We start from the raw sequence: 16,080 nt of genomic DNA on the forward strand, positions 1-16,080 counted from the left end.
GGGAACTCCAGCACCCCGGCCGGATCGAACAGCTCCACCCACTCCCGGATGCGTCCTGCGGCCTGCGCGGCGGCCGCCGGCTCGGCTTCGGCGGGCGGCTTGTCCGGCGAACCGGCCGACGAGCCGTTGTCGCTGCTCATTGCGTCCCTTCTTGCTCGGCACTGCCGGTGACCCCGGCCATCAGCAGGCCGATCTGTTCCCGTGGGGTGTCCGGTCCGACCACGGCGATGATCCGGCCGCTGTACATCACCGCGATCCGGTCGGCCAGCCCGATCACCTCGTCCAGCTCGCTGGAGACGACCAGGACGCCGGTGCCGGCGTCGCGTTCGTCGATGATCCGGCCGTGGATGAACTCGATGGAGCCGACGTCGACGCCCCGGGTCGGCTGGGCGGCGATGAACAGCTTCAGCGGCCGGCTCAGCTCCCGGGCCACGATCACCTTCTGCTGGTTGCCGCCGGACAGGGTGCCGACCGCCGCCTGCCCCGACGACGTACGGATGTCGAACTGGGCGATCCGCTCGATCGCGGAGGCGGCGATGGCCGCCGGCCGCAGCGCCAGACCTGAGCCGAACGGCGGCTGGTCGTACAGGTCGAGCACCAGGTTCTCGGCGACGGTGAACTCCTTGACCACGCCGTCGACGCTGCGGTCCTCCGGCACGTAGCCGACCCCGGCGCGGAGCACCCGTTTGGTGCTCCAGCCGTCGATGCGCTCGCCGTTGAGGGTGACCGATCCGGCCGCCGCCGGCAGCAGACCCATGATCGCCTCGACCAGTTCGGTCTGGCCGTTGCCCTGCACTCCGGCGATGCCGAGCACCTCGCCGGCCCGTACGGTCAGATCGACCCCGTCGACCACCCGTACGCCGCGCTCGTCGTCGACAACCAGGCCGGCCACCTCGATCACCGGCTCCCCCGGCTGTGCCGGGGTCTTGTCCACGGTGAGGCTGACGCTGCGACCGACCATCAGCGCGGCCAGTTCGTCGCGGCTCGCGGTCGGCTCGGCGGTGGCGACCGTACGGCCCCGCCGGATCACCGTGATCCGGTCGGCGATCGCCTTCACCTCGCCGAGCTTGTGGGTGATGAAGACGATCGACTTGCCGGCCGCCTTCAGCGACCGCATGACGGTGAGCAGTTCCTCGGTCTCCTGTGGGGTGAGCACGGCGGTCGGCTCGTCGAGGATCAGCAGGTCGACGTCGCGGGTCAGCGCCTTGACGATCTCCACCCGCTGCTGGATGCCGACCGGCAGGTCCTCGATCACCGCGTCCGGCTCGACCGCCAGGCCGTACCGGTTGGAGACGTCGACCACCTCGGCGCGGGCCCGGCGCTGGTCGAGGAAGCCGAGCAGCCCGCCCCGGGTGCGTTCGGCCCCGAGCATGACGTTCTCCGCCACGGTGAGCACCGGCACCAGCATGAAATGCTGGTGCACCATGCCGATGCCGGCGGTGATGGCGTCCCGTGGATTGCGGATCTTGATCGGGGTGCCGTCCACCAGGATCTCACCCTCGTCCGGCTGCAGCAGCCCGTAGAGGACGTTCATCAGGGTCGACTTGCCGGCGCCGTTCTCGCCCAGCAGGGCGTGGATCTCGCCGGGTTCGACGGTCAGGTCGATGTGGTCGTTGGCGACGAGGTCGCCGAAGCGTTTGGTGATGCCGCGCAGTTCGAGTCTCAGCGGAGCCTCCCGGGGAGACTCCGGGCCACCGGCGGGTGCCCGGAGGAGTCGATGGCTGAGGCCGCCCCTGTCACCGGGGTCTACGGACCCCGGTGACAGGGGCGGGGTGTCGCTCGCGAGGCGCGCCGGGGCAGCCCCGGCGCGCCAGCCGCCGGTTACTCCGGCTGCGCGGCGGAGGTGACCTCGATGGTGCCGGCGATGATGTCCGCCTTGAGCTGCTCGACCTCGGCCTTCAGCTCGTCGGAGACGCGGTCGTCGAACTCGTTGTACGGGGCCAGCGAGACGCCGTTGTTCTCCAGGTTCCCCAGGTAGCCCGGGTCGGCGGCGAGCTCGTCGCCGTTCGCGCCGGCCAGCACGGCCTGCTTCACCGCGTCCGGGATGTTCTTGACCACGGTGGTCAGGAAGGTGTCGCAGTACTGCTCGGCGCTCTCGCAGCCGTCGACGTCGACCCAGATGACGCTGTACGCGCCACCGGCGGCCTGCGCGGCGGCGGCGGTGCCGAGCCCGGCGCCACCGGCGACCGGCATGATCACGTCGGCGCCCTGGGCGACCAGGCTGTCGCCGACCTTCTTGCCCTCGTCCTGCTTGACGAAGTCGTTGGTGAACGAGCCGTTCTGGGTCGCCTTGTCCCAGCCGAGCACCTGCACGTCGGCGCTCTTGACCTCGTTGTAGTGGGCGACGCCGTCGACGAAGCCGTCCATGAAGATGGTCACCGGCGGGATCGGCAGGCCGCCGTAGGTGCCGACGATGCCGCTCTCGGAGAAGCCGGCCGCCAGGTAGCCGGCGAGGAACGCGGCCTGGGCGGTGTCGAACTGCATCGGGTAGACGTTGGGCTGGCCGGTCGTGGCGTCGACGATGCCGAACTGCTGGTCCGGGTTGGCCTCGGCGACGGCGGTGGTGGCGTCGCCCATCAGGCCGCCGACGGCGAGGATGAAGTCGCAGTCCCCGTTGACGTAGCCGGTCAGGTTCGGCTCGTAGTCGGCCTCGGCGCTGGAGGCGACGTAGTCGCCGTCGACCGCGTCGTTCTCGCTCTGCGCCGCCTCGATCCCGGCCCAGGCCGAGGCGTTGAAGGACCGGTCGTCGATGCCGCCGACGTCGGTCACCATGCACGCCTTGTACGCCTCGGTGGGCTCGCCACCGGTGCCGTCCGTACCTTCGTTATCGGGTGCCTCGCCACACGCGGCAGCGGTGAGCGCCAGCCCACCCGCCGCGAACATCGAGACGATCCGCATCCCACGCGTAGAGCGCAAGACGGTCTCCTTCCATTGCACACCGCAGCCTGTCGCGGCATCGCGTCCCCACCCGGCCGGTCGGACCGGACGTACTTTGGACGGGAGCGTACGCGCGGTCCCGTCCACCGGCCGACAATCGTGCACGACTGTTGAGCCGCCGTTACCCTCGCGTAACTCTCCCGTGCGGGAGGTCACCGCGGATCCGCAGGGTCGCTCCCGCCGCCGACCCTATAAGGGACGGCAGCGGGTCGTCGGCGGTTCACCCGGTCGTGACCTGGGCAGGTGACGGCAACGGTCGGTCGCCGTACGGTGGCGTGATGTCAGCGCCAGAAGACGGCGACGGCGGCGTTGACCAACGTCAGCACGATGATCGCCAGGAAATGCCCCTTGTTGACCGATTCGCGCTTACGGGAGAAGAAGACCATCGCCAGGATGGCGAGCCCGAGCACCAGTTTGGTAACGAGTTTCGCCGGGGCCGGCTCGGCGCCGTCGCGCAGCGGCGCGGACAGCCCGATGCCGGTGACGACCTGGATCACCGCGCCCCAGAGCATGGCCGGGTTGACCCGGATGTGACCGCTGGACCACTGGACGGCGGCACCACCGAGCAGCAGCGCGAACCCGATCAGGTGGGCGTAGAGCAGTACGAGTCTGAGAGCTTCCACGACCTGCATCCTCCCGTACCGTGGCCGACCGGACCGCCCCCGGGGTCCGGCGGGGCCGGGCCGGGCCGGACCGTCCACCAGCAGGCACCCACCCAGCACCCGGCGAGCAGCAGACTGCCGGCCAGATCGAGCGGATGATGCACTCCCCAGTAGAGCCGGGACAGCCCGACGCCGGTCGGCGCGAGCACGGCGGCCACGACCGCCGCCCAGCGTGGCCAGCCTCGGGACCAGTGCCAGGCCAGCAGGGCGACGGCGAGGTACAGGCACGCCGGCGCGGCCAGGTGCCCGGACGGAAAACTCGCCGTCGGCGGGATCTCCTCCCCGAGCCGTGGCACAGCGGGCCGGTCGCGGGCGACCACGCCGGACGAGGCAAGGAACAGCGTGATCTCACCGACCATCACCGCCGCGAGGAAGATCACGGGTCGCAGCCGCCGACGTGACGCGACGATCACGACCCCGGCGCCGAGAGCCCCGGCCGTGGACCAGTTGGTGTCGCCGAACCGGTTGCCGGCCGCCGCGACCGGATCGAACGTGCTGTCGCGGTGCGCGACGAACCACTCCACCGCCGCCCGGTCGGCGGCGACCAGCGCGGAGCCGGCCAACGGTCCGGTGACAAGCAGGCCGGCACCGACCAGCAGGCCGAAGGTGAACGCCCAGGCCGCCGCCAGGCAGGCGGCGGTACGCCAGGGCCGGGGCAGGACGGTCTGCTCGTTCGACGCGGCCCGCAGACCCTGATCGACCCGGCTCCGACCCTCCGGCGTGGTCCCGACGGCCAACAGGTCTTCGCCGGTCAGCCGGCGGTAGCCGGCCACGGTCGCCGCCAGCCAGCCCAGGCCCAGCAGCCAGCCGACGGCGACGGCACCGAGCGGCGGCCCACCGAGCAGCCAACGGAGCACCTCCAACCCGATGGCCAGCGATGCGGCGGTGACGACAGCCGGTATCCGCCACCGAGGTGCCAACGCCGGGAGAAACACCAGCAACAGTACGCCGTACGCGACGACCGAGGCGACCGCCGGTCCGCTAGGGAAGCCCAGGTCGAGCCAGTGGTAGGTGACAGCGCCGCCGGCGGTGGCCACGACGTAGCCGGCGAGCCGGGGCCGCCGACGGATCAACAGGTACGCGGTAGCCAGCAGCAGTACCCGTACCGCCATGATGTAGCCGCCGAAGTCGGTGAACCCTCGGGCAACCTCGACCCCGACGGACCCTTCAGCAGCAAACGTCATGACCGGCTGCGCTACCCGCTGAGACGGTCACGCCAAACGGTCCGGTCGTCAGCGGCCCACGCTCACCAGGTCGCAATGCGGCGCAGCCGTCGCGGTCGACCGTCGGGGTCGTAGAACAGGCGGTACGGCGGGGTGGCCCACGCCCGGGTGAACGTGGACAGCTTTGCCGGGTCGTGCCGGCGCAGCCGTCCGGCCGGACGCGGCCCCCGGCGGCCGGCGCGGTACCAGGCGTCCAGCGTCTCTGCCGCCGCGCCGACGGCCCGGACCGTGTCGGCCGGGTCGAGCAGGTCGTGGTCCCGGCTGCCGTCCGGATCCCGGTCCAGATGCTCACGCAGCAGGGTGAGCCGCAGGTCCCGGGCGAAGGTACGGGCGTGGTCGCCCAGCCCGGCCGGGTCGTACGGGGCACGGGAGTCCCGGGTGTCGTCGAGGACCGCACAGGACAGCTCGCTGTCGTGGGTCCAGGACCGGCGGTTGAAGTTGTCGCTGCCGACACTGGCCCAGACGTCGTCGACGACGCACACCTTCGCGTGCACGTACACCGGGGTCCCGGCGTGGTTCTCCACGTCGAACACGTGCACCCGGCCCGGGTCGGCCCGGCGACAGACGTCGATGGCATGTTCCCGGCCGACCACGTTCGGTGGCAGCGCCAACCGGCCGTCCACGTCGGGGTGGCGGGGCACCACGACGATCAGGTGCAGGTCGGGGTTGGTCCGCAGGGCGTCGGCGAACAACTGCGCGACCTGCGACGACCACATGTACTGGTCCTCCAGGTAGATCAGCCGGCGGGCCCGGCGGATCGCCTTGGCGTAGCCGAGGGCCACCGTACGCTCGCCGTGCGGCGCGTACGGGTACGGTCGTGACTTCGCCGGATAGGTGCGCAGCACCTGCACGGCGTGCGGGCCGCAGGCCGCCGGCGGGTCCGGCGGTGCCGGCAGCGGCCCGCCGCCGGCAGGGCGGCCGGAGAGCCGGTCCCGCAGCATCGCGAGCGGGTTGCCCCGCCGCAGGGCGGTCGGGTCGGTCCACCGTTCCCGGAAGGTCAGGTCGAGCGCGGCGACGACCGGGCCGCGCAGTTCCAGCTGGACGTCGTGCCAGGGCGGCCGGTCGCCGTACCGCGGGGACATGCTCACCGGTTGCGGGTCGCCCAGGTGGGCGGCGTCGTCGCGCCGGCTGTGACACAGGTCGATCCCGCCGGCGAAGGCGACGTCCCGTTCCGGCCGGCCGGGGTGACGGGCCACCACCAGCTTCTGGTGATGCGAGCCGAACCGCCGTACCCGCTGGTCGAGCAGCACCTGGCCACCGTCGTCGTTGACCTCCTCGGCCAGGTTGCGGTTCTGCTCCGCGCTGTAGATCAGCACGTCGAGGTGGGACCGCCAGACCAGGCCACGGACCGCCACGCCCCGGCCAGCGGCGGCGGACAGCAGGTCGGCCACGGTCGGCCCGTCCGGGCGTAGCCGCTGGTCGGGGTCGCCCCGCCAGTCGGTGAAGAACAGCTGGTCGCCGTCGCCCATCGCGGCGACGACCTCGACCAGCCGGTCGAAGTACGCGGACCCGTGCACGTGTACGCGTACCTGGTTGCCCTCGGACCACACCGGCAGCCCGGAGGCCGGGTTACCGCGCTGCTCCCCGGTCAGGAACCAGTCGTCGATCGGCATCCGTACCCCCTTTCTCATCGTCGGCCGCGCGCAACGGTCGGCTGACAGCTACCCCACGACGCGGCCGGCGACACCTGGCCCGGCGATCCGGTTCTGTGTCGCAGCCGAGGTGCCCGTCCTCAGCGTGCTCACAGCGCGTCTGCAGCATCATCGCCCGCATGCGAGCGGTGATGTTCGACGCGTACGGCCCGCCCGACGTGCTCACCCAGGTCGATCTGCCGACACCCGTACCCTGCGGCGACCAGGTGCTGATCCGGGTGCACGCCACCACGGTGACCTCCGCCGAGTGCGGAATGCGCCGGGGTGAGCCCCGGTGGGGCCGGGCGATCATCGGTCTGCGTCGCCCGCGTAAGGGGATCCGGGTGCTCGGGCTGGAGTTCGCCGGCGAGATCACCGCGACCGGGCCGGCAGCCAGCCGGTTCCGGGTCGGCGACCGGGTCTTCGGCTTCACCGGCTTCGGCGTCGGGGCGAACGCCGAGTACAAGTGCCTGTCGGAGCGGGCGTCGATGACAACGATGCCGGCGAACGTGACGTACCCGCAGGCGGCTGCGGCCGTGGACGGCTTCACCACCGCCTGGCACTTCCTGCACGACCTGGCCGACCTGCGACCCGGCCACAAGGTGCTGGTCATCGGCGCCTCCGGCAGCATCGGCACGTACGCCGTCCAGCTCGCCAGGCAGCTCGGCGCCGAGGTGCACGGGGTGTGCAGCGGCCGCAACGCCGAACTGGTCGGCTCGCTCGGCGCACACCGGGTGTTCGACTACACCGCCGAGGATTTCACCGCCAGCGGCGAGCGCTACGACGTGGTCTTCGACACCGTCGGTCGCAGCTCGTTCGCCCGGTGCCGGCCGGTGCTCACCCGGCGCGGCTGCTACCTGCCGACGACCGGGCTGATGACGAACAACCTGCTGGCGGCCGGCACGGCCGTCGGCGGCGGCCGCCGGGTCCGCACCGGGATGTCGGTACGCAAGCACACCGCCCTGGCCGCGCTGCGGGACCTGCTCGGCGACGGCCGGCTCCGGGTCGTCATCGACCGCAGCTACCCGTTGGCCGAGATCGTCGAGGCCCACCGGTACGTCGACAGCGGACACAAGGTCGGCAACGTCGTGATCACCGTCACGGACGGCGACACGTCTACAACCTAGCGTGCGTCAACTACCCGGTGCACGTCGGCTGTCTCGTTACGGAGACCGGCGATGACGACCGGCGCGCGGAGCAGCAGCGGAATCGTCCGAACAGGACGGCTGCGGCTCAGCCCGACGGAAGGTGGGTAGGTGTCGGGGTGTCGTGCGTGGCTGGTGACGGCGCTGGCGCGACGCGGTCGAGGCGGGTTGCGGCAACGTAGCCGAGCAGCAGACCGGCAGCGATCGCACCCGGCAGGTAGGGCACACCGTCGTAGGTTTGCCCGTACTCCATCGGGAAGAGAACAAGCAGGGACAGGACCTTACCGACGATCGCGGTGCCGGGCGTGGCGAGGATCCCGACGATGAACAGCGGCAGGGCGAGGAGCAGCCGTTGCCAGCGGCGGCGCGGCAAGGCAGGTCGGCCGCGGATCGCGACGATCGTCCAGGCCGCTACGGGGACAGCCAGTCCCGGTGCCGCCGTCACGGACAGGAAGTCGACCATCAGCCATTCTGCAGAGATGGTGGGCTCGGGAGAGTACTGGTAGTAGAGGACACCACCGACGGCGATCAGTAGTGCGAAGGTGGCGGGTGGTCGCCAGAACGGCCCGCTCAACTGGCGACTGGACGTGGCCAGGACACCCATGGCGGCGACAATGGCGAGTACGGTCGGCAGGCCGACTGCGACCAGCAGCAGGACGGGCGGCGCCTGCCTGTCCCCCAGGTACAACCGGGCGAGGAAGCCGCCCGGGACGAGGAACGCGGCCAGCACGGTGATGGTGATGACGAGCCGGCGTGGTCGCCGGGGTGGCCGCCGGGTCACGGCCGGGTTGGTCGAGGCCGTCCAGACGGCGATGCCGAGGATGGTCCCGCCCGCGGCGAGCCAGGGCAGCAACCGGGGCGTCGTCCAGCCACCGCGCACCACCGCCATGTTCACCCCCAGCAGTACGGCCGAACCGGCCAACGTCGGCAGCAGGGGTCGGCCACGGTAGGCGGCGGCGAGGAGCATGCACAGGGCGGCACAGACGATGCCGGAGAGCTGAAGCTCATGCATCCACACCCGCTCCTCCTCACCCGACCACCCGGGCCAGCCGGCGGGCTGCGGGGGCAGCAGCGAGCCGTCCGGCATTATCCGGCTGGGCCAGGAGTTCTGCACCCCGATGTTGGGAGTCAGGTAGGTCAGCGTCACCGCCCAGGCCAGGACCGAGTAGATCGCGCCTGCCAATGCGACGCGGTGCCACCATGGGCCACGCGCAGCGGCCGGGACCTGGCTGGCCCTGACCTGATCGGGCTCGATCGCGGACAGCGGGGTAATCGCTGGAGTCACAGTCGCGGACGGCGCTGCGGACGCGGTCGGCACTGCGGACGCGGCAGAGCGGAGCGGTCTGGCCAGCCGTACCGTGTGGGCCAGCGCGAGCACCACCGCGATGAACACGAGCCCGGGCAGGACCGGCAGAACGGTCTCGATCGGCAGCGAGTCGCCCTGGTCGTGGTAGGAAAACAACAGTAAGGGCCCTCGGCCGAGGTATGCCAGCCACCACCAGGGCCGCCCTGCCGCCACGGCCGGTGTCTGAGGTGCCAGCAGCACCATGGCGTAGGCGGTAGCCAGCGTCAGGGCAGGAGCGGCGAGCCCGGCCAGGATGGTGGCCGACACCCGACGCGCCCCGCGGGACAGCGCGGCGACACCCGCCGCCACCGGCGGGAGCAGCACCGACAGGCACAGGGCTGCGACGACGGCGAACAAGGCGCCGTCCCAGACCTGGTTCACGGCACGCGCGAGCACATCGACGGCGAGCAGGCCGGCGATCACCGGTAGCGTCGCCCACCCGCAGCCCGCCACGCCGCGCGCCCGGCCGGCACGCCGCCGGAGCAGCCGCCGGGCCAGCAGCGTGCCGACCGTTGCCGCGAGGGCCACATGAACCACGTGGTTCAGGGCCAACAGGGAGATCGCCGTGGCAGGCGTGTACCGCAGCCAACTGGTCAACGGCCCCAGGGAGACCGTCGCCGCCATTGCCAGCACCAGGCTGAACAGGGGCGCGAGGAACAACCATCCCGCGTGTGCCCGTACCTGCGACGGTCCGCGCAGCCAGGGCACCGGCGCCGGGTCGGCACCTGGTGGGCGGGCGAGCGCGAGACTGGCCGCGAAGCGAAGCTGCCGCCACTTCCGTAGCGCAGCGACAACGCTTTCCTCATGGCCGAGTGCGTGTAGCTCGCCGGCCCACTCCCGGCTCATCTCCTCGCGCAGGTGTGCCGGCCAACGCCGTGCCGCCACGGCCAGCAGCCACTCGGCGATTCGCTGCGTCAAGGTGCTCACCACCCCGGCGCCGATGTGAAGGTGGCGGCGTCGGCGGCCCGAGTGCCACCGGCTGCGCGCGGGCGGAGTTTCGCCCGCAGGGCCGCTAGCTCTGCGCGGGCCGCCGCCACCCCCTCCGGCGTCAGGCGGTGGTAACGCCGGGCCGGCCGCCCCGTCGCACTGGGGTCGACGTCCTCCCAGTCGGCCCGTAGCCAGCCCGCCTCCTGCAGCCGGGCCAGAATCGGATACAAGGTGCCGCTGGGCTGGCCGGTGGCCTGCATGAGCTCCAAGCCGTACCGGCCAGCCTGCGGATCGTCGAGCAGCACCGCCAACACCTGAGCCACGCTGGCGGTGACCCGGACACGTTCGGTCATGGGTGGACCATACTTGGTTCGCTACATAGGGTCCATCCCCGATTCGGTCCGGCCGCGAACCGACGTGGCCCCGGCAGTCGCTGTTCAGGGTTGCAGCCACCATGGACTGCTGTACGCCACCCCGAAGTCGTTGCACGGGTGCCCGGCCGGGCCGGGCGTCGGGTTGGCCAGCTCCGGGTCGGAGACCCGCAGCACCACCCAGTCGCCGTCGGCGACGTCGAGCGGCACGGTGAACTCGGCGACCGACCCGGCGACGGTGTCGACGACGTCGACGACGGTCGGCACCGAGGTCCCGGGGCGCAGCACCTGGATGCGCAGCGGCTTGCCGTCCCAGACCGCACCCCGGTCCAGGTCCACCTGGAATCGGACGTCACCGGTGGCCAGGCCAAGGACCCCACCCATCCGTACGCCGTTGGCGGCCGCATCCAGCCGCAGGCCGGAGACCCGGGTGGCGAAACAGCGGCGGGCCGCCATCGCCTCGAACACCGCCGCGCGGGTGTTCTCGGCGACCCACAGACCGCTGCGGCCCTTGCCCTCGTGGAAGCCCCAGTTGGTGCCGTGCTCGTCGGTGACTCCGGTCAGACCGGGCCGCCAGCCGGCGTTGAGGCAGGCCACCAGCGGCGAGGTCGTCCGGGACGACCAGCCTTCGAACAGGTAGTCGTCGGTGCGGTTGAACATTTCCAGGCCGACGAGCTGCGGGCGGGCCGAGGCGTCGTACGAGAAGTTGTCGAACCGGCCGATCTCCCGGCCCGGGTGGTTGAAGCTGGCCAGGCCGCCCGGCCGACCGGCCAGCCACCGGTAGAGGCTGCCGGGGCTGCCGGCCCGCAGCAGGTCGGCGAAGTCCGAGGTGTTCCACACGTTGATGTGGCCCTGCAACGGGTGCGACCACTCGAAGCCGCGGATTGCGGTGAACTGGCCGGGGTCGTCGGCCGCGTTGGCGAGGTCTCCGGTGGCCCGCCACTCGGACTGGCTGAGCCCGCTGATGGCGAACATCGTCGCGTGGTCGGTGAGCGCGGCGACGTCGAGCCCGGCCTCGCGCATCGAGGCGAACGCGTCGTCGGCGCTGCCGTCCCCGTCGGACATGACGGTGTGGTTGTGCAGGTCAGCGTGGACCAGGGTGGTCCCCTGGCTGATCCGCGACGCCCGGGACGCGCCGGGCGCGGCCACGGCCGACGCACCGGCCGACGTCGCACCGGCTGTCATCGCGGTGGCGGCCCGCGCGGTGCCGGGGACGGCGGCGAGCATCAGCATGCCGCCGGCGGCGGCCAGCATTGATCTGCGTCCGAGGCCGCCGGCCGGGTGCGAGGCGGGGTCGATCTGGCCGTACGGCAGCTGGCCCGTCTGGTGGTCGTCGGGTGTGTGATGGCAATGGTGGGGGTGTGATCCACTCATGCCAATCATTAGATCGATATAAGTCTTTCCAGCACGCTGCACCGAGTTGTCCGGCAGACGAACACCACACGTCTCACCCGACGGGGCCCACCCGCCGACTGTGGTTCGGCATGATCACTTAACCTGCAGCTGGGAGAGCGTCGGCGTGTCGCCCAGCAAAACGTCAAGTGATCATGGGGGCAAGGTGTCTGACTGGCGCGACCCACTTGGCGCCAGAGCAGGGTGCTACCGCGCCGCCGACCCTATTCGCCGTGCTCTGCGGGGCCGGTGGCGCGGTAGAAGACGAAGCTGGCGATTCGACCGAGCCGACCACGACTGCGGCCGTTCTCCGTACCGCCGATCAGGCCGGCCTCGGCGAGCGCGGCCAGCACCCGCTCGGGCCGGCTGGCCACCACCCGGGGGTCGTTGTGCAGACGTCCCGACCCGTGGCCCGGGGCCGTACCGTCGATGTCGACGACGTGGAACTGGCCACCGGGGCGCAGCACCCGGCGGACCTCCCGCAGCGCGCGGCCCCGTTCCTCGTCGGCCAGGTGGTGCAGCATGAACGCGGACAGCACCCGGTCGACGCTGGCGTCGGGCAGCGGCAGGTCGCCAGCGAAGGCGACCTCGTAGCGGATCGGCAGCTTGGCGCGGGCGGCCTTGCGCCGGGCCAGCCGCAGCGCACCCTGGTCCGGGTCGATGCCGACAGCGTCGACGTCCGGCTGCCGGCGCAGCAGCGCCCGCAGCAAGTTGCCGGTGCCACAGCCGATCTCCAACACACGCTGGCCGGGCCGGATCTCGGCCCGGTCAAGCAACTGCTGGTGCACCCGCCCCGCGCCGACGAGCCGGCTGAACGGGTCGTACAGCGGCAGCAACCACTGCCGCCCCATCGCGGGCAGGTAGTGCTGGTGCGGACGACTGGCGCTGCCCTGTCTGGTCATGTCACCCTCCGGTATCAGACGAGATTCGGTCATGCTTCCAGCATCGGCCGCTGAGTGCAGCGTGGCATCGGTGAGGTTGTGGAAACGATGCGACAAAGTTTGGTGCCGGCCCGCCGCGTGGTCGGTGCCGCCGGGCGGGGCGTACCGATGGTCGGCTTCCCCCGGGTGCCCGGCGTCGCCCCGGTAGCGGTGGCCCGGGTCCAGGAGCGCATGCCGGCCATCGCCGCGATCCCCGCCGACGCGCACACCCACGATTTCGTCGCACTCTGCTACGCCGAGCGGGCGGACGCGACGGTGTGCATCGACGATCGGACCTGGCCGCTGACCGACGGGGACCTACTCGTCGTCGCCCCGGGCCAGGTCGTCTCGTTCGGCGAGCGGCCCGAGCAGCTCGCCATCGACGGCTGGGTGGTGTGGTTCCCCGCCGACGCGGTCCGCCCCGGGACCACCGGGGCGTACGCCTCCTGGCGGACCCACCCGCTGCTCTTCCCGTTCGCCCGGGGCACCGACCGGGCGCAGCGGCTCAACGTCCCACCACCGGACCGGGCCGCCTGGTCCGAACGTTTCGCCGCGCTCGACGAGGAGCTAGGGGCCCGCCGCGACGGCCATCAGGACGCCGCGCTAGCCCACCTGACCCTGCTGCTGGTGACCGCCGCCCGGTTGTCGACCAGCGTCGCCGACCAGCTACGGGCCTCGGACGAGCCGCTGCTCGCGGCCGTATTCAACTTCATCGAGCAGCGCTACCACGAGCCGATCTCGCTGGCCGACGTCGCCGCCGCCCTCTCACTCACCGCCGGTCACCTCACCACCGTGGTACGCCGCCGGACCGGCCGTACCGTCCAGCAGTGGATCGCCCAGCGGCGCATGCAGCAGGCCCGGGTGCTGCTCACCGAGACCTCGCTGACGGTGGCCACGATCAGCCACCGGGTCGGATACCCGGACGTCAGCTACTTCATCAAGCGGTTCCGGGCCGAACACGAGGTCACCCCGGCGCAGTGGCGGGCCGCCGGATCCCGACGGCAGGGCCCGCCACCCGGTCAGACTGACTTCTCCGCTACGGCAACTGCTTCAACTCGTCGACAACGGCCCGCCGCACCACCGCCTGGCTGAACGTCACCGTGCCGGCCGGGATGATGCTGTCCGGCACCGCTGTGGTGTACACCGACCGCGAACCGAGGAAGGTGTACTCCTCCCGGTCGAAGATCCATTCGTTGCGTACGCCGGTGCCTTCCTCGACCCGAGCCACCGCGATGCCGCTGCGGCCGGTCGCGTCGGTCGCGTCGTCGACCAGCAGTACGCCCGGAATCCTCGCCGCCGCCCGGTAGAGGGCGGCGCTCAGCTCGGCCGGCGGGTACTGCTCGCCGATCAGGTCACCGATGGTGGTGAACGCCTGGTGGTCCGGGTGGTTGCCCTGACCCCGGGTCTCGGCGTAGATCCACTCCAGCAGCGCGTCCGGATCGGTCGGCAACGTGGCCAGCCGGTCGTACGCGCCGAAGTGCCTGACGTCGCTGTCGAGGGTGATGCCGGCCGGCTCGTTCAGCTCGTCGATCAGCCAGCCACGATGGCCGTCCGGCGACAGCCACACCTGACGCAGGTGCAGCCCTTGGCGTACCAGTCGGGTTTCGCCGGTGTCCGCGTTGTGCGCTTCGTACGTGTTGGCCACCTGGCTTTCGACATAGATGAACTGGTCCGGCCGAACCGGGCCGGTGTCCCGGGTGGCGGCGACCAGCGCGATCTCGTCGAGCAGCGCGGTCGCGCCCTCGGCGGTGCCGGCGTCGGGGTCGGCGAACTGGGCCGGCCCTTCGGCCATCTGATCGGGGCCGGCGGTGGTGCCGGCCGGGCCGGCCGGATCGCCGGTCCGACCACCGCCGGGGTTCAACGCCAGGCCGACGACGATCAGGCCGGCCAGTGCGGTCGCGACGGTCGGCACCGCGACGGACAACCGGGGCAGCCGCCACCGGCGATCCGGCCCGGCCGCAGCACCCGGTGTCGGGATGCCTCGGCTCTCCTGCTCGATCATGGTCATCAGTCGCTCCCGGTGGAAGAGGTGACGTCCGGCCGGCAGGTCCCGGGCTGCCGGCGGCCCAAGCGAAGCGTCGGGCTGCCGGCCGGTCTCCCCGGGGCGGGTTCCGTTGGTCCTCATCGGATTCCCTCCGTGACGGTCCGTGCCGCAGGATTGCGGTCACCTCTTACCTGTCCGGGCAGCGGCGCGGGTTCCACCGGCCCGGTGCCCAGCTGAGGTGGTACGCCGAGCAGGTCGCGGAGTTTGCGGCGGGCACGCGACAGCCGGGACCGGACGGTGCCGACCGGTACGCCGAGCGCCGCCGCCGCGGTGGCGTAGTCCACCCCCTCCCACAGGCAGAGGGTGACCACCTCACGTTCCGGGCGGCGCAGCGACGCGAGCGCGGTCAGCACATGGCCGAGCCGGCGGTCGTCGTCGAGGCGGCGGCCGACGTCGTCGGCGTGGTCGGCGACGCTGCCGTCACCGGCGGCTTCCGCAGCGGCGAACGTGGCAACCGCCGCCCGGTAGCGCCGGTTGCCCCGCTGGGCGTTGCGGGCCACGTTGGTGGCGATGCCGAGCAGCCAGGCACGCAGCGAGCCACCGTCGGCGTCGATGCGCCCCCGCAGCCGCCAGGCCTGCAGGAACGTCGTCGACATCACGTCCTCGGCGCTCGACCAGTCGGCCGTCAACCGGAACGCGTGGTTGTACACCGTCTTCGCGTACCGGTCGAACAGCTCGCCGAAGGCGGCGGCGTCACCGGCCCGCGCCCGCGCGCGTAGGTCCGTCGTCATGCTCATTGTCTGTCCGCCACCACCACCCGGGTTCCCACCCGGCGGAAGATGATCGCCGACGTTGCACCGGCCGATGCCGTCGCCGAGCGTCCTCCTAGGATTGACAGATGCAATTGATTGAGCGGCCCTGGGGTGTGACCGCGTTCGGCGCGGCAAGCGTAAAGGCCATGCCCAGCCTGGTCCGGGCCAGGTTCCGGGTGGTACGGGTAGAGCAGACTCCCTCGGAGGCCTTCGCTACCGCAGCCGAAGCGGTAGGCGCGGTGCGTCAGGCACTGCGGGAGCACGGCGTCGGCGACAGCGCGGTGGAGCGTTCCCGCCTGGATCTGAAGAGTTCGTGGAGTGGCTACGGTCCGGAGCGGGTGTTTCTCGGCTACCAGTGTCAGGCGTCGTTCGCCATGGAGTCGGACCGTCTGGACCTCGTCCAGCAGTTGCTCGATGACGTCGTAGCCGCCGGCGCGAACGAGATCGAGGCGGTGGATTTCGACGTAACGACCAAAGGCGAGATGCGCGCGGAGGCTCGACGTCAAGCGGTTGCCGCCGCCCGGCGCAAGGCCGAGCTGTACGCCGAAGCGGCCGGTGTCCGACTCGGTGCGGTCGTGCACATCGATGACGTCGATCCAGAGAATGTGGGACACGAGCGCTACCGTGGGCACGGATCTGGCGGGCAGGCTTCCGCCCAAGACCTCGCACCCGGGCACGTGGTGGTCTCCGCTGCAGTGATCCTCGGCTTCTCGATCACCCACGACTGAGAA

The 16,080-nt window shown here is 71.5% G+C and carries 14 protein-coding genes; 3 read left to right on the forward strand and 11 right to left on the reverse strand.

What is annotated here, in order from left to right; genetic code table 11:
• Window positions 1–136: 136 nt before the first annotated feature.
• From ACFHWT_RS14600 to ACFHWT_RS14620, 5 genes are all read right to left on the reverse strand, one after another.
• Entirely contained in the window at window positions 137–1,666 is a 1,530-nt protein-coding gene (locus ACFHWT_RS14600) for an ABC transporter ATP-binding protein (protein ID WP_416595223.1), read from the reverse strand.
• 155 nt (window positions 1,667–1,821) lie between these two features.
• Window positions 1,822–2,898 carry a BMP family lipoprotein gene (locus ACFHWT_RS14605; RefSeq protein ID WP_416595224.1) on the reverse strand — a complete coding sequence of 359 codons (1,077 nt, stop codon included), beginning with the start codon at window positions 2,896–2,898 and terminating at the stop codon, window positions 1,822–1,824.
• A 320-nt stretch (window positions 2,899–3,218) separates the two neighbouring features.
• Window positions 3,219–3,560: a hypothetical protein gene (locus ACFHWT_RS14610; RefSeq protein WP_416595141.1), complete on the reverse strand. Its 342-nt coding sequence runs from the start codon at window positions 3,558–3,560 to the stop codon at window positions 3,219–3,221.
• Window positions 3,521–4,783 carry a phosphatase PAP2 family protein gene (locus tag ACFHWT_RS14615; protein WP_416595142.1) on the reverse strand — a complete coding sequence of 421 codons (1,263 nt, stop codon included), beginning with the start codon at window positions 4,781–4,783 and terminating at the stop codon, window positions 3,521–3,523. Before ACFHWT_RS14615 ends, ACFHWT_RS14610 begins: the two co-directional genes overlap by 40 nt.
• Window positions 4,784–4,845: 62 nt before the next feature.
• Window positions 4,846–6,435: a phospholipase D family protein gene (locus ACFHWT_RS14620; protein ID WP_416595143.1), complete on the reverse strand. Its 1,590-nt coding sequence runs from the start codon at window positions 6,433–6,435 to the stop codon at window positions 4,846–4,848.
• 158 nt (window positions 6,436–6,593) lie between these two features.
• Between ACFHWT_RS14620 and ACFHWT_RS14625 the strand changes: the two genes are divergently transcribed.
• Entirely contained in the window at window positions 6,594–7,580 is a 987-nt protein-coding gene (locus tag ACFHWT_RS14625; RefSeq protein ID WP_416595144.1) for an NAD(P)-dependent alcohol dehydrogenase, read from the forward strand.
• 106 nt (window positions 7,581–7,686) lie between these two features.
• On the opposite strand, the gene ACFHWT_RS14630 is transcribed toward ACFHWT_RS14625, so the two are convergent.
• The 4 genes from ACFHWT_RS14630 to ACFHWT_RS14645 all read right to left on the reverse strand — a co-directional run bounded on the left by ACFHWT_RS14630 (window position 7,687) and on the right by ACFHWT_RS14645 (window position 12,535).
• Window positions 7,687–9,861 carry a hypothetical protein gene (locus ACFHWT_RS14630; RefSeq protein WP_416595145.1) on the reverse strand — a complete coding sequence of 725 codons (2,175 nt, stop codon included), beginning with the start codon at window positions 9,859–9,861 and terminating at the stop codon, window positions 7,687–7,689.
• 5 nt (window positions 9,862–9,866) lie between these two features.
• Entirely contained in the window at window positions 9,867–10,223 is a 357-nt protein-coding gene (locus tag ACFHWT_RS14635) for a PadR family transcriptional regulator (protein ID WP_416595146.1), read from the reverse strand.
• 84 nt (window positions 10,224–10,307) lie between these two features.
• Window positions 10,308–11,615: a CehA/McbA family metallohydrolase gene (locus tag ACFHWT_RS14640; RefSeq protein ID WP_416595147.1), complete on the reverse strand. Its 1,308-nt coding sequence runs from the start codon at window positions 11,613–11,615 to the stop codon at window positions 10,308–10,310.
• A 242-nt stretch (window positions 11,616–11,857) separates the two neighbouring features.
• Window positions 11,858–12,535: a class I SAM-dependent methyltransferase gene (locus ACFHWT_RS14645; RefSeq protein ID WP_416595148.1), complete on the reverse strand. Its 678-nt coding sequence runs from the start codon at window positions 12,533–12,535 to the stop codon at window positions 11,858–11,860.
• An 87-nt stretch (window positions 12,536–12,622) separates the two neighbouring features.
• Between ACFHWT_RS14645 and ACFHWT_RS14650 the strand changes: the two genes are divergently transcribed.
• On the forward strand, window positions 12,623–13,645 hold the full coding sequence (locus tag ACFHWT_RS14650) for an AraC family transcriptional regulator (protein ID WP_416595149.1): 1,023 nt from the start codon (window positions 12,623–12,625) through the stop codon (window positions 13,643–13,645).
• Here ACFHWT_RS14650 and ACFHWT_RS14655 read toward each other — a convergent pair.
• On the reverse strand, window positions 13,590–14,678 hold the full coding sequence (locus ACFHWT_RS14655) for a CU044_5270 family protein (RefSeq protein ID WP_416595150.1): 1,089 nt from the start codon (window positions 14,676–14,678) through the stop codon (window positions 13,590–13,592). The genes ACFHWT_RS14650 and ACFHWT_RS14655 overlap by 56 nt on opposite strands.
• Window positions 14,675–15,334, reverse strand: a complete 660-nt coding sequence (locus ACFHWT_RS14660; RefSeq protein WP_416595151.1) for an RNA polymerase sigma factor — start codon at window positions 15,332–15,334, stop codon at window positions 14,675–14,677. The genes ACFHWT_RS14655 and ACFHWT_RS14660 overlap by 4 nt, the downstream gene beginning before the upstream one ends.
• Before the next feature lie 128 nt (window positions 15,335–15,462).
• Between ACFHWT_RS14660 and ACFHWT_RS14665 the strand changes: the two genes are divergently transcribed.
• Window positions 15,463–16,077: an SIMPL domain-containing protein gene (locus tag ACFHWT_RS14665; protein ID WP_416595152.1), complete on the forward strand. Its 615-nt coding sequence runs from the start codon at window positions 15,463–15,465 to the stop codon at window positions 16,075–16,077.
• Window positions 16,078–16,080 lie beyond the last annotated feature (3 nt).

It is taken from the genome of Micromonospora sp. LOL_021 (genome assembly GCF_048060215.1).
Lineage (GTDB): Bacteria > Actinomycetota > Actinomycetes > Mycobacteriales > Micromonosporaceae > Micromonospora_E.

Excerpts from the sequence above, each read along its gene's own strand:
- ACFHWT_RS14605 (WP_416595224.1), bottom strand. The coding sequence starts at position 2,898 with ATGCGGATCGTCTCGATGTTCGCGGCGGGTGGGCTGGCGCTCACCGCT.
- ACFHWT_RS14615 (WP_416595142.1), bottom strand. The coding sequence starts at position 4,783 with ATGACGTTTGCTGCTGAAGGGTCCGTCGGGGTCGAGGTTGCCCGAGGG.
- ACFHWT_RS14620 (WP_416595143.1), bottom strand. The coding sequence starts at position 6,435 with ATGCCGATCGACGACTGGTTCCTGACCGGGGAGCAGCGCGGTAACCCG.
- ACFHWT_RS14625 (WP_416595144.1), top strand. The coding sequence starts at position 6,594 with ATGCGAGCGGTGATGTTCGACGCGTACGGCCCGCCCGACGTGCTCACC.
- ACFHWT_RS14635 (WP_416595146.1), bottom strand. The coding sequence starts at position 10,223 with ATGACCGAACGTGTCCGGGTCACCGCCAGCGTGGCTCAGGTGTTGGCG.
- ACFHWT_RS14640 (WP_416595147.1), bottom strand. The coding sequence starts at position 11,615 with ATGAGTGGATCACACCCCCACCATTGCCATCACACACCCGACGACCAC.
- ACFHWT_RS14645 (WP_416595148.1), bottom strand. The coding sequence starts at position 12,535 with ATGACCAGACAGGGCAGCGCCAGTCGTCCGCACCAGCACTACCTGCCC.
- ACFHWT_RS14650 (WP_416595149.1), top strand. The coding sequence starts at position 12,623 with ATGCGACAAAGTTTGGTGCCGGCCCGCCGCGTGGTCGGTGCCGCCGGG.
- ACFHWT_RS14655 (WP_416595150.1), bottom strand. The coding sequence starts at position 14,678 with ATGAGGACCAACGGAACCCGCCCCGGGGAGACCGGCCGGCAGCCCGAC.
- ACFHWT_RS14660 (WP_416595151.1), bottom strand. The coding sequence starts at position 15,334 with ATGAGCATGACGACGGACCTACGCGCGCGGGCGCGGGCCGGTGACGCC.